Below are 12,447 nucleotides of genomic sequence, written 5' to 3' on the forward strand. Positions count from 1 at the left end.
GCCTCTGGCGCCGGACGAACCTATTCGGCGGCGACCTGCGCCGCCGCGCGCCGGGCGGCCCGCTTTTCCGCATGGGCCAGCGCCGCCTCGCGCACCCAGGCCCCGGCCTCATGCGCCTTCTGCCGCGCGCTCAGCCGTTCCCGGTTGCACGGGCCATCGCCGGCGATCACCCGGGAGAACTCGTCCCAGTCGATCTCGCCGAAGGTCCAGTGGCCGCTCTCCGCATCGAAGGCGAGCTTGTCGTCCGGGATCGTCAGCCCGAGGAAATGCGCCTGCGGCACGGTGGCATCGACGAATTTCTGCCGCAGCTCGTCATTGGTGAAGCGCTTGATCTTCCAGGCCATCGACTGCGCGGAATGGGTGGAGTGGGTGTCGGAGGGACCGAACATCATCAGCGACGGCCACCACCAGCGGTCAAGCGCGTCCTGCACCATCGCCTTCTGCTCCTCGGAGGAGCGGCACATCTCCAAAAGCAGCTCGTAGCCCTGGCGCTGGTGGAAGCTCTCCTCCTTGCACACCCGGATCATCGCCCGCGCATACGGCCCGAAGGAACAGCGGCACAGAGGGATCTGGTTCATGATCGCCGCGCCGTCGACCAGCCAGCCAATGGCCCCGATATCGGCCCAGGTCAGGGTCGGATAGTTGAAGATGGAGGAGTATTTCGCCCGCCCCGACAGGAGCTGCTCGGTCAGCTCCTCGCGCGAGACGCCAAGGGTTTCGGCCGCCGAATAGAGATAGAGCCCGTGCCCGCCCTCGTCCTGCACCTTGGCCAGCAGCGCCGCCTTGCGCTTCAGGGTCGGTGCGCGGGTGATCCAGTTACCCTCCGGCAACATGCCGACGATCTCCGAATGGGCATGCTGGGAAATCTGCCGCACCAATGTCTTGCGATAGGCCGCCGGCATCCAGTCGTTCGGCTCGATCTTCTCTTCCGCATCGATCCGCGCCTGAAACGCGGCAAGACGCTCCGCATCCTCCGGTGCGGATGTCTCGGTCTCACGCGCATTGAGTGCCTGGGTGTACATCTTGGCTCTTCCTCCTCGACCCCGCCTCACCACGGTCGCTCCCCGCCTGCCGGGCGGTGTCTGGAATGATTATAAGTGACGATAATTTTATTCTTCAAGCATTTTTTGTCACACATTGCGCCGCAATGCGGCAAGCGCTTGAAGACAAAAGGAGCTTCAGTCGGGAAATCGGTCGAAGTAGCTGGCGTCCGGCGCCGGCAGGGCGCCATCGCGGCACAGTGCCCGCTGGGACAGCCACTCATCGGAGGCCGGCAACAGCAGCCGGTAGAGCCGGGCACACAGCGCATTGGCGGCCAGCCCCGGCCAGTCCCCCGGCAGAAGCTCCGGCGACAGCGCGGGATCGCGCAGGATCAGCCGCCGATAGGCATGGATCAGGAGAAGCCGCGCCACCATCGCCTGTTCGCCCACCACCGGCGGCGCGCTTTCCAGCGCCTCGGCCAGCGGTGTGAAGCCCTCGATGAACTGATGATAGCGCCGGGCCAGCGGCGCCAGATCGAAGGCCCGCTCCACCAGCTCCCGGCGCGGCCCGCTGAGGATATCGGCGGCCAGCACCGTGCAGCGCGCCGCCCCCTCCCCGGCAAGCGGCGGGCTGACATCGGTTCCCAGCAGCACGCCGGGCGCAAGCTGGCCATAGCCGGATTTGAGCGCCGCATCGCGCAAGCCCCCGCGCGGATCGCCATCGGGCAGGCAGACGATGCGCAGCCGCGAGGCCGAGGACTGCCTCGGAGTGGCATAGACCCGGGCAATCGCCGGGCCGAACGCCTCGCGCCCGGCCCCCGACAGCGCGTAGTAGCTGAGCCGCCCGACCCGAGTGCGCTCCAGCCAGCCATCGCGCGCCAGCCGCGACAGCGCCGCCCGCACGGCGGCCGCGTCGACCCCCATGGCGCCGAGCAGTTCCGAGACCGTGCCGGCCCAGACCTCGCCGCCGCGCGGGGCGATAGCATCTCCGAAGAAGGTGATGATGAGCGACCAGACCCGCAGCGGCTGGGCGTCATGCAGCCGGTCGAGCAGCACCGCGAGCGCAGCTTCCGCCGCCCCGTGGTCGCTACCCCGCTCCGCGCAAGAGGGCGCGGCCGCCTCGCCCGACTGGCTCTCGCTCATGCCACTGCTTCCCGTTGCCGGCAAAAGGATCTCCGGCCCATTAAGCAGATTGACACAAGCCTTGAAACAGCAAAAACGCCCCTCGATCCGGAACGCCGCTACCTGTCCCCATCCGGCTTGCGGCCACCGGCGGCAACCCGCGCCGGAACCAGCGCCTGACGCGGCATCAGCCAGCGCAGCGACCCCTGCCGGCGCTTCGACCCGCCTGCATCGTCATCCTTGGCAGTCGGCAGCGCCATGACCGCCGCGCCCATTGCCGCCGAACACAAGGTGATCATCAGCCCGAACAGCAGAACGAGAATCGGCACCAGCGGCTCCTGGGAATTGAGAATCAGGCTGCGCAGGTTGCCGGTGTCGAACCACAGCAGGCCGCCCAGCACCATTACCGAGACGAAGGCGCCGATCAGCCAGTTGATCGCCAGCATGCGGAACAACGGCAGGCGCCACAGGCCCCGCACTCCAGAGCCTGCCTCGAACACCGTGTCGTCCTTGCGCGAATTATCAATGCTCATGCGCTCTCCGCCCATTTTTGCCGGGGGCCACGGACCAGGGCCGCGACCTCCTCCAGAATGACCGCTCCGGCGGCTCTTGTCCACGCGTCGGATCGGCGCAGGCCAGCGCCCAGCCAGGACCCCAGCCGGTTGCAAACTTGAAATTCCCCAACGTCAAGTCTTGCAGATGACATATGGCGCGCTTATATTGGCCAGCAATATATCAAACCGATATATAGAGATTTACGAACATACAAATCAAAGCCAGCACCCGCGCCCGGCAGGGGTGGCGGTCAAGTGGCGGAGACAAGAGCGATCATGAGCGTCAGAACCCTGTGCCTCGCCATTCTCAACTTCGAGGACGCGACCGGATACGAGATCCGCAAACAGTCGACGGAGGGCAAGTATCGTTATTTTTTCGACGCCAGCTACGGCTCGATCTACCCGACGCTGGCGCGGCTGGAAGCGGAAGGGCTGGTCACCGTGCGCGAGGAAGCGCAAAGCGGCAAACCCTCCCGCAAGGTCTATTCGATCACGCCGGCGGGCCGGGCCGCCTTCATTGCCGCCCTCGGCGAACCGGTGGCGCGCGACACCTTTCGTTCCCCCTTTCTGCTGGTGGCCATGTGCGCCGATCAGGTCGGCGTGGACGTCATCCGCAATGCCATAGACGCGCGGCTCGGGTACCTGCGCGAGGAACTCGACCTGATGGAGAGCATGCAAGGGGACTGCCCGAACGAGGCGACCCGCTTCACCCTCGACTATGGGCGCACCTGTGTCGCCCATGACATTGCCTTTCTCGAAAGCAACAGGGCGCGGCTGGAGGAAATTGCCGCCAGCCCGACCAGAGATCTGCCCCAGGCAGCCGAGTAGCCAGATGCGCAACCCACCGGCCAACGCCCCAGGCAGCGCTCAATCCGGAGCACCGACACGATGAAACTGCGCTTTTCCTACTTCCTCGCCATCGGCATCCTCGCCGGTGTCGCCGGCTGGATGTGGACCGGAACCTATATCGAGGGCGGACTGGGCGAGAACGAGGGCAGCACCCCGCCCCCGGCCGAACGCAGCCAGGCGGCCGATGCCGCCTTGTTTCGCGTCGAGGTGCGCGAGATTTCCGCCGAGCCGCGCCGCTCGGTGCTGATCATTCGCGGCCGGACCGAGGCGGAAGCCCGGGTTCCCGTGCGCGCGGAGACCAGCGGCCGGGTTGCCGAACGGCGCGTCAGCGAAGGCCAGTTGGCCAAGGCCGGCGATGTGCTCTGCGTGCTCGACAAAGGCGCGCGCGAGGCCAAGGTGGCCGAGGCAAGAGCCCTGCTCGCCCAGGCCCGGCTCGATCACACCGCCGTCACCCAGCTCAACGAAAAGGGCTTTGCCGCCCAGACCCGGGTTGCCGCGCTCAAGGCGGCGATGGATGCCGCCGCCGCCAAGCTGGAGGAGCAGGAGCTGGAGCTGTCGCGCACGATCATCCACGCGCCGATCACCGGCGTCGTCGAAAGCCCAATGGCGGAAACCGGCACGATCCTCGCCACCGGGCAAGTCTGCGCCACCCTGATCGACGCCGACCCGATCCTCGCCATCGGCCAGGTGTCAGAACGCGACATCAACGCCCTGCGCATCGGTCAGCAGGCCGAGGTGGAGCTGGCCACCGGCGGCAGCGTGTCCGGCAAGGTCCGCTATATCGCCCCGGCGGCCGATCCGGCGACCCGCACCTTCCGGGTGGAGATCGAGGTCCCGAACACTGACGGCCGCGTGCGTGACGGCATCACCGCCACCGCCCGCGTGCCGCTGCTCGAACAGCGCGCCCACCGCATCAGCTCCGGCATCCTGACCCTCAACGACGCGGGCACCGTCGGCGTGCGCGCGGTCGGGCCGGACAACACGGTCAGCTTCTATCCGACCCAAATTCTCGGCGGCGACACGGACGGCATCTGGGTGGGCGGTCTGCCCGAGACCCTTCGCGTGATTGTCGTCGGTCAGGACTATGTGATTGAGGGGCAGACCGTCGAACCGGTCGTGAAGATGGCGGAGGCCACCCAATGATCTCCATGCTTGAATCCGCGCTGCGCCGGCCGCGCACCGTCCTCACATTGATGCTGGTGATGGTGGTGGCCGGGGTGCTGTCCTACATCGCCATCCCCAAGGAGGCCGACCCGGACATCGACATTCCGGTGTTCTACGTCTCCATCACCCAGCAGGGCATTTCGCCGGAAGACGCGGAACGGCTGCTCGCCCGGCCGATGGAAACCGCCCTGCGCGGTCTCGACGGGCTGAAGGAAATCACCACCATCTCGGCGGAAAGCCATGTCAGCGTCTTGCTGGAATTCGACATCAGCTTCGACAAGGACAAGGCGCTCGCCGATGTGCGCGACAAGGTCGACCAGGCCAAGGCGAAACTGCCGGACGAAGCCGAGGAACCGACCATCATCGAGACCAACTTATCCCTGCAGCCGACCATCTATGTCGCTCTGTCCGGCGCGGTGCCCGAACGCACGCTCTACCGCCATGCGCGGCGGCTGAAGGACCAGATCGAGGCGATCCCGACCGTGCTGGAGGCCAATCTCTCCGGCCACCGGGAGGAGATGCTCGAAGTCATCATCGATTCCATGAAGCTGGAATCCTATCAGGTGACCCAGCAGGAACTCCTGACCTCGCTGACCCAGAACAACCAGCTGGTGCCCGCCGGCTTCCTCGACAACGGCCAGGGCCGGTTCAACGTCAAGGTGCCCGGCCTCGTCGAAAACGCGGTGGATGTCTACAACCTGCCGGTCAAGCAGAGCGGCGAAGGGGTGGTCACCCTCGGCGACATCGCCGAGATCCGCCGCACCTTCAAGGACCCGGAGACCTTCACCCGAGTCAACGGCCAGCCGGCGATCACCATCAACGTGGTTAAGCGCAAGGGCACCAACATCGTCGAGAACAACGCGGCGGTGCGCCAGGTGGTCGAGGAGGCAACCGCAAACTGGCCGGCGCCGATCCGCATCGACTACCTGCTCGACAAGTCGCGCAGCATCTTCGAGATCCTCGGCTCGCTGCAATCCTCAATCATGACGGCGATCTTCCTGGTGATGATCCTTGTCATCTGGGCACTGGGACCGAAGTCGGCGCTGCTCGTCGGCATCGCCATTCCCACCTCCTTCATGGTCGGCTTCCTGATCCTTTCGACCATCGGCATGACCGTGAACACCATGGTGATGTTCGGCCTGGTGCTGACCGTCGGCATGCTGGTCGATGGCGCCATCGTCATGGTGGAATACGCCGACCGCAAGATCGCCGAGGGCATGCCCACGCAGGAGGCCTATATCCGGGCCTCCAAGCTGATGTTCTGGCCGATCGTCTCCTCCACGGCGACGACGCTCGCCGCCTTCCTGCCGATGCTGTTGTGGCCCGGTGTCGCCGGGGAGTTCATGAGCTACCTGCCGATCATGGTGATCATCGTGCTCAGCGCCTCGCTCTTGACCGCGCTGGTGTTCCTGCCGGCGACCGGTGCCGCCCTCTCCAGCCTGATCACCGTGCTCGGGCGTCACGCCAGTCTTGTGACGAGCGCCCTGGTCGGCATCGGCGCCGCACTCGCCCTCTCGGCTCTGCCGGTACTGGCCGCGCTGCCCATCATCGCGAAGCTGCCACTGTTGCTCCTGGCCGCTGTGCTCATCGGCGCGGCGGTTCACCGTCCCTTGCGCCCGCTGGTCGCCCGCTTGCGCGCCCGCTCCCGCCAGATGGCGGAGGAGGAACGCAAGGCGGCGCAACTGCTGTCCGCCGGCGAGCATTTCGAGCCCGCCAAGGTCAAGGGCGCAACCGGCGCCTATGTGCGGATGCTCAGCTTCTGCGCTGGCACGCCGCTCGGCAACGTGATCACGCTGGCCAGCGTCGCCATCATCGCCGCCGGCATCACCGTTTATTTTCTGCAGCACAATCAGGGCAGAGAGTTCTTCATCGAGGACGAACCGGAAGCGGCCATCGTCCTTGTCTCCGGACGCGGCAATTTCTCCGTGCATGAGGCACTGGGGATCGTCGGCGCGGTGGAGCGGGAGGTGCTCGCCGTCCCCGGCATCGAGAACGTGGTGATGGCCGTCACCTCCGCCGGCGGCTCGACCGGCGGTGGTCTGATCGGCGGCGGCCAGGACAAGCCCGCCGACGTGATCGGCGAGTTGAACATCGAGCTGGCCGATTATTGCTGCCGCCGCAAGGCCGAGGAGATCTTCACCGAGATCCGGCAGCGCACCGCCATGCTTCCCGGCATCAAGGTGGAGGTGCGCAAGATCGAGGGCGGTCCGCCCACCGGCAAGGATGTGCGCCTGCAGGTCACCTCCACCGACTACGACACCCTGACGGCGGCGGTGGCCCGGGTGCGCGACCATGTGGACGAGATGGAGGGCCTGCGCGACCGCGAGGACAGCCGGCCGCTGCCGGGCATCGAGTGGCAGATCAGCATCGACCGGGAACAGGCGGGCCGCTTCCAGGCCGGCATCGGCTCGGTCGGCTCCATGGTGCAGCTCGTCACCAATGGCGTGCTGATCGGCAAGTACCGCCCAGATGACAGCGAGGACGAGGTGGATATCCGCGTCCGCCTGCCGGAGGCGGAACGCACCCTTGACCGGTTCGACAGCCTGCGCCTGCAGACCCCGCTCGGACAGGTGCCCCTGTCGAACTTCATCGACCGGGCACCGCAGCAGAAGGTGTCGTCGATCACCCGCCGCGATGGGCTTTATTCCATGGAGGTGAAGGCCAACATCATTGAAACGGAGACGGTCACCACGGCGGAGGGCGTCTCCCGACCGCTGACCCCGGATGACAAGGTGGCCGAGCTTGGCGCCTGGCTGAAGACCCAGAACTTCGGCGACAACGTCTATTTCCGCTTCCGCGGCGCCGACGAGGACCAGAAGGAATCCGGCGAGTTCCTGCAAAAGGCGATGGTCGGTTCGCTGTTCCTGATGTTCCTCATTCTGGTGACCCAGTACAACAGCTTCTACCAGACGGTCCTGACCCTCTCCACGGTGGTGATGTCGATCTTCGGCGTCCTGCTCGGCATGGCGCTGACGGGGCAGAAGTTCTCCATCATCATGACCGGCACCGGCGTCGTCGCGCTCGCGGGCATCGTCGTCAACAACGCCATCGTGCTGATCGACACCTACAATCGGTTCCGCCATGACGGCATCGAACCGGTGGAGGCGGTGCTGAAGACGGCGGCCCAGCGCATCCGGCCGGTGCTCCTGACCACCGCCACCACCGTCGCCGGTCTGGTGCCGATGGCCACCCAGATCAACTTCGACTTCGCCGAGCGGGTGATCACCAAGGGCTCGATCACGGCGGTCTGGTGGGTGCAGCTGTCGACGGCGATCATCGCCGGCCTGTCCTTTGCCACCATCCTGACGTTGATCCTGATCCCCACCATGCTGGCGCTACCGACGGTCTGGAGCCGGGCCTTCGCCAGGCTGCTGCGGAAGAAGGGTGACGCGGCCACGGATGACGCCAAGGGGGCGCAGGAGGAACGCGGGACGCAGGCCGCGCCCCTGCCCGGCCCCTCCAATGTCACGGCGCTGACCGCACGGCCGGCCACCACGAAGGAGACGCCGCGCAGCGCCCCGGACACCCTGCCGCACGCGGCGGAATAACCGGCCGGCGCGGCACGAACGATCCGACAAAAAAGAAAGGCGGCGTGGGAACCCCCGCGCCGCCTTTCGTTCATTCAGGTGTATCCCGAACGGATCAGCACCAACCCGTCAGCCGGTGTCGTCCTTGTCGTTGTCGCCGAGGTGGTCGAGATCGGTGTCGTCCTCGCTCTCATCCTCGCCGGCCTCCGCCGCGCTCGCGCCGCCGATCCGGCCATCGCGGTATTTTGCGTGCCAGTGCAGGGCGAAGGGGATGGAGATGAGATACCCGGTGGCCCCCACCGCCAGCATCTGGAACGGGTAGCTGACCAAAAGCGCCACCACCAGCACCGCCGCGACGAACAGCGGCAACACCAGATCGCGGCGAATGCGCGAGCCCAGCTTCTTGCCGGAGAAGGTCGGCAACCGGCTGACCATCAAGAGCGCGATCAGCACCACATAGACCGCCACCACCGGCGCCAGCGCCGGCCAATGCGGCAACAGGCCGACGAACTCCAGATAGACCGGCAGGAGCACGCTCAAGGCGCCGGCCGGCGCCGGCACCCCGGTGAAGAAATTGACCGCCCAGGCGGGCTTGTCCGGATCGTCGATCGAGACGTTGAACCGGGCAAGGCGCAAGGCGGCGGAAATGGAGAACACCAGCGCGGCGATCCAACCGATCGAGCGCACCTCGTTGAGCAGCCAGGAATAGAGGATCAACGCCGGCGCGACGCCGAAGTTGACGAAATCCGCCAGCGAATCCAGCTCCGCGCCGAAGCGCGAGGTGCCCTTCAGAAAGCGCGCGACGCGGCCGTCCAGCGCATCGAGCACGGCGGCCAGGACGATGGCGCCGATGGCGTAGTCCCAGCGCGCCTCCAGCGCCATGCGGATGGCGGTGAGCCCGGAGCACAGCGCCAGCAGGGTCACCAGATTGGGCAGAACGAGACGAAGCGGCACCCGGCGAAAGCGCGGCGCCCGGCCGCGCCGGCGGCGCGTCGGGCCCGGATCGTAGGGAGCAAAGGGAGCGGACATGGCGCGAGTTACCTTTGTATGCGTTGCATGGGGGCGATGCGCCGAACCGGCGAACCCGGATGGGCTCAGCTTACCCGGGTCAGAACGCTGTCCCGCCCCGCGCCGGACAGATCCGCGACGACGCTCTCGCCCGCCACCATGGTCTGGCCGATGGCCACCTTCACCGACGCCCCCTCCGGCAGATAGACATCGAGACGGGAGCCGAAGCGGATCAGGCCGAACCGCTCGCCGGCGCCGATGTTCTCACCCTCGTTCACGAAGCAGACGATCCGCCGCGCCACCAGGCCGGCGATCTGCACCACGCCGATGCGGGTATCGCCATTTTCGATGACGAGACCGTTGCGTTCGTTCTCCTCGCTCGCCTTGTCGCTCTCGGCATTGACGAACTTGCCGGCGCGATAGGCAATGCGGGTGACCCGCCCGCCGATCGGCGCCCGGTTCACGTGGCAGTTGAACACATTCATGAAGATGCAGACGCGCATCATCGGCGCGTCGCCCAGCTCCAGCTCCACCGGCGGCCGGGCCATGCCGATCTGACAGACCGTGCCATCGGCCGGCGACACCACCAGCGCGTCATCCAGTGGCGTCACCCGCGCCGGGTCGCGGAAGAAGTAGCAGACCCAGCCGGTCAGGATCAGACCGATCCAGAACAGCGGATCGAAGAACCAGCCGAGCACCAGGGTGGCGACACCGGCGATGGCGATGAAGGGCCAACCCTCGCGATGAATGGGGACAAGGGTTTTCGAGATCGTATCCGTCAGCGACATCAAGCCATCCAGTCAAAAGAGCGATGGCGCGCCGGCCGTCCGGCGCGCAGGGCCCCATTTGCACCGGAGCGGGCAGGAAAATCAATCCGCAGCGGCAATCCGCTCACTCCGCCGGCACTTCCTCGCCGGCACGCGGACCGCGAACGATATAGCCATCGTCGGCTTCGGTAACCGCCCGCAGGCGCTCCTCCGCTTCCGTGGCTTCCTGCTGCCGCGCCCACATGGAGGCGTAGAGCCCCCCGGCCGCAAGCAGCTCCTGATGCCGGCCGCGCTCGACGATCTCGCCCTTTTCGAGCACCAGGATCGTCTCGGCGTTGACCACGGTGGACAGCCGGTGCGCGATCACCACGGTGGTGCGGTTGCGCGACACCTGATCGAGCGCGGTCTGGATCTCCCGCTCCGTGTGGGTATCGAGCGCCGAGGTCGCCTCATCGAGAATGAGGATCGGCGGCGCCTTGAGAATGGTGCGGGCAATTGCCACACGCTGCTTCTCGCCGCCCGACAGCTTCAACCCGCGCTCCCCCACTTCCGTATCGAATCCCTCCGGCAGGGTCTCGATGAAATCGGCGATCTGCGCCATGCGCGCGGCCTCGCGCACCTCTTCATCGCTCGCCGTGGGCCGGCCATAGCGGATGTTGTAGGCAATGGTGTCGTTGAACAGCACCGTGTCCTGCGGCACCATGCCCGTGGCTTGGCGCAGGCTGTGCTGGGTCACGGAGCGCAGGTCCTGCCCGTCGATGGTCACGCGCCCGCCGGTGACGTCGTAGAAGCGGAACAACAGGCGCGAAATGGTCGACTTGCCGGCCCCCGACGGGCCGACGATCGCCACCGTCTCTCCCGCCGGCACCTCGAAGGAAATGCCCTTCAGGATCGGCCGGTCGGCATCGTAGTGGAAATGCACATCCTCAAAGCGAAGGGTCCCGCCCTTGACCGCCAGCGGCGCGGCATCCGGCGCATCGGTGATTTCCGCCGGCTCGGCCAGAAGGTCGAACATCGCCTCCAGATCGGTCAGCCCCTGACGAATTTCCCGGTAGAGGAAACCGATGAAGTTGAGCGGGATCGAGAGCTGCAGCAACAGCGCGTTGATCAGCACGAAATCGCCGAGGGTCTGGGTGCCGGCCATCACCGCCTGTGCCGAGAACACCATGCAGATGCCCGTGCCAATGGCGAGAATGAACGCCTGCCCGAAGTTGAGCCAGGCGAGCGAGGTCCAGGTACGGGTCGCGGCGACCTCGTAATCGGCCATCGACCGGTCGAACCGCCGCGCCTCCATCTCCTCGTTGCCGAAATACTTGACCGTCTCGAAATTCAGCAGGCTGTCGATCGCCTTGGAATTGGCGTCGGTGTCGCTGGCATTCATCTCCCGCCGAATGCCGATGCGCCAGTTCGAGGTCTGCACCGTGAACCAGGTATAGGCGACGATCATCACCGCCACGACCACCACATAGGAAAAGCCGAACTGGTACCAGATCACCCCGGCCATGATGGCGAATTCGAAGATCGTCGGAATGCCGTTGAGGATGGTGAAGCGGACGATGTTCTCGATCCCCTTCACACCGCGCTCGATCACCCGGGACAGACCGCCGGTCTTGCGCTGCAGGTGAAACCGCAGCGACAGAAGATGCAGGTGGCGAAAGGTGAGGAACGCCAGTTGCCGTACCGCATGCTGTCCGACCCGGGCGAACAGCGCATCGCGCAACTGGTTGAAGCCGACGAACAGCACCCGGGCGACATTATAGGCAATCACCAGCATCACCGGCGCCAGCAACCAGCCGGGCACCAGGCCATCCCCGGAAAGCCCGCCCTCGCCGGCCAGCGCATCGGTCGCCCATTTGAAGAAATAGGGCGAGATCACAGTGACGATCTTGGCGATGACCAGCGCGATCAACGCAAGGCCGACCCGAACCTTCAGGTCGGCGCGGTCATGAGGCCAGATGAAGGGCCAGAGCCCGCGCAGAGTGGACAGGGTCGAGGCCTCGTCGGCGGACACGCGCGGGGCCACGCCGGAACGGCGACTTGTCATGTATTCTCCTTATCGCGGCGCCTTGATGGGCCGCGGGCTGAGCCGGATCAATCGCCAGGGGCGCGCGGAGCGCCGGTGGTGGCCGCGCGCAAGAGCGCGAACAAATCCCCCACCTCCCGTGAAAACCGTTCGATAACCTCCGCACGCAGGGAATAATGGCAGCAGCGGCCATCGTCCCGCCGCTCCACCAGCCCCGCCTCCCGCAACACCGAAAGGTGCTGGGACACCGTCGACTGGGCCAGCGGCAGGCACTCCACGATCTCGCCGCAGCAGGCCGCTTCACAGCTGGCCAAGGTCCGCACGATCTCGATCCGTGCAGGGTGCGACAAGGCGCGAAACAACTCGGCAAGCGCCCGGCAGTCGCCCGGCGCCCCGGCTGCGTCTGTTTTTTTGGAAACGGTCATGTTTCGAACGCAGGCATGGCGATATCAA

Annotated in this window: 10 protein-coding genes; 3 read left to right on the forward strand and 7 right to left on the reverse strand. The window is 66.2% G+C overall.

The features are described from left to right. Window positions 1–20: 20 nt before the first annotated feature. From paaA to IEV83_RS13145, 3 genes are all read right to left on the reverse strand, one after another. Window positions 21–1,022 (reverse strand): 1,2-phenylacetyl-CoA epoxidase subunit PaaA, encoded by a 1,002-nt coding sequence (gene paaA / locus IEV83_RS13135; RefSeq protein WP_181759892.1) that lies wholly within the window; start codon window positions 1,020–1,022, stop codon window positions 21–23. 156 nt (window positions 1,023–1,178) lie between these two features. Continuing rightward, entirely contained in the window at window positions 1,179–2,123 is a 945-nt protein-coding gene (locus tag IEV83_RS13140) for a PaaX family transcriptional regulator (protein WP_181759891.1), read from the reverse strand. 98 nt (window positions 2,124–2,221) lie between these two features. Further along, window positions 2,222–2,635, reverse strand: a complete 414-nt coding sequence (locus tag IEV83_RS13145) for a hypothetical protein (RefSeq protein WP_181759890.1) — start codon at window positions 2,633–2,635, stop codon at window positions 2,222–2,224. A 297-nt stretch (window positions 2,636–2,932) separates the two neighbouring features. Here IEV83_RS13145 and IEV83_RS13150 point away from each other — a divergent pair, with 297 nt between their 5' ends. The 3 genes from IEV83_RS13150 to IEV83_RS20255 are packed head-to-tail and all read left to right on the forward strand — an operon-like array spanning window position 2,933 to window position 8,217. After that, window positions 2,933–3,484, forward strand: coding sequence for a PadR family transcriptional regulator (locus IEV83_RS13150; protein WP_181759889.1), 552 nt, complete (start codon window positions 2,933–2,935; stop codon window positions 3,482–3,484). A 60-nt stretch (window positions 3,485–3,544) separates the two neighbouring features. Then, window positions 3,545–4,648, forward strand: a complete 1,104-nt coding sequence (locus IEV83_RS13155; protein ID WP_181759888.1) for an efflux RND transporter periplasmic adaptor subunit — start codon at window positions 3,545–3,547, stop codon at window positions 4,646–4,648. Then, window positions 4,645–8,217 carry an efflux RND transporter permease subunit gene (locus IEV83_RS20255; RefSeq protein WP_181759887.1) on the forward strand — a complete coding sequence of 1,191 codons (3,573 nt, stop codon included), beginning with the start codon at window positions 4,645–4,647 and terminating at the stop codon, window positions 8,215–8,217. The genes IEV83_RS13155 and IEV83_RS20255 overlap by 4 nt, the downstream gene beginning before the upstream one ends. A 108-nt stretch (window positions 8,218–8,325) precedes the next feature. Here the strand turns inward: IEV83_RS20255 and pssA are convergent, their stop codons facing one another. The 4 genes from pssA to IEV83_RS13180 form a co-directional block, all read right to left on the reverse strand. After that, entirely contained in the window at window positions 8,326–9,225 is a 900-nt protein-coding gene (gene pssA, locus IEV83_RS13165; protein WP_181759886.1) for a CDP-diacylglycerol--serine O-phosphatidyltransferase, read from the reverse strand. Window positions 9,226–9,290: 65 nt separating this feature from the next. Next, window positions 9,291–9,992 (reverse strand): phosphatidylserine decarboxylase, encoded by a 702-nt coding sequence (locus tag IEV83_RS13170; protein ID WP_181759885.1) that lies wholly within the window; start codon window positions 9,990–9,992, stop codon window positions 9,291–9,293. Window positions 9,993–10,095: 103 nt separating this feature from the next. After that, entirely contained in the window at window positions 10,096–12,015 is a 1,920-nt protein-coding gene (locus IEV83_RS13175; RefSeq protein WP_181759884.1) for an ABCB family ABC transporter ATP-binding protein/permease, read from the reverse strand. 47 nt (window positions 12,016–12,062) lie between these two features. Further along, entirely contained in the window at window positions 12,063–12,419 is a 357-nt protein-coding gene (locus IEV83_RS13180; RefSeq protein WP_181759883.1) for an ArsR/SmtB family transcription factor, read from the reverse strand. Window positions 12,420–12,447: the final 28 nt, after the last annotated feature.

Origin of the sequence: Stappia taiwanensis, assembly GCF_014635285.1 — a bacterium.
GTDB classification, from domain to species: Bacteria; Pseudomonadota; Alphaproteobacteria; order Rhizobiales; family Stappiaceae; genus Stappia; species Stappia taiwanensis.

Excerpts from the sequence above, each read along its gene's own strand:
- IEV83_RS13155 (WP_181759888.1), top strand. The coding sequence starts at position 3,545 with ATGAAACTGCGCTTTTCCTACTTCCTCGCCATCGGCATCCTCGCCGGT.
- IEV83_RS13180 (WP_181759883.1), bottom strand. The coding sequence starts at position 12,419 with ATGACCGTTTCCAAAAAAACAGACGCAGCCGGGGCGCCGGGCGACTGC.
- IEV83_RS13140 (WP_181759891.1), bottom strand. The coding sequence starts at position 2,123 with ATGAGCGAGAGCCAGTCGGGCGAGGCGGCCGCGCCCTCTTGCGCGGAG.
- IEV83_RS13145 (WP_181759890.1), bottom strand. The coding sequence starts at position 2,635 with ATGAGCATTGATAATTCGCGCAAGGACGACACGGTGTTCGAGGCAGGC.
- IEV83_RS13150 (WP_181759889.1), top strand. The coding sequence starts at position 2,933 with ATGAGCGTCAGAACCCTGTGCCTCGCCATTCTCAACTTCGAGGACGCG.
- IEV83_RS13170 (WP_181759885.1), bottom strand. The coding sequence starts at position 9,992 with ATGTCGCTGACGGATACGATCTCGAAAACCCTTGTCCCCATTCATCGC.
- pssA (WP_181759886.1), bottom strand. The coding sequence starts at position 9,225 with ATGTCCGCTCCCTTTGCTCCCTACGATCCGGGCCCGACGCGCCGCCGG.
- IEV83_RS20255 (WP_181759887.1), top strand. The coding sequence starts at position 4,645 with ATGATCTCCATGCTTGAATCCGCGCTGCGCCGGCCGCGCACCGTCCTC.
- paaA (WP_181759892.1), bottom strand. The coding sequence starts at position 1,022 with ATGTACACCCAGGCACTCAATGCGCGTGAGACCGAGACATCCGCACCG.
- IEV83_RS13175 (WP_181759884.1), bottom strand. The coding sequence starts at position 12,015 with ATGACAAGTCGCCGTTCCGGCGTGGCCCCGCGCGTGTCCGCCGACGAG.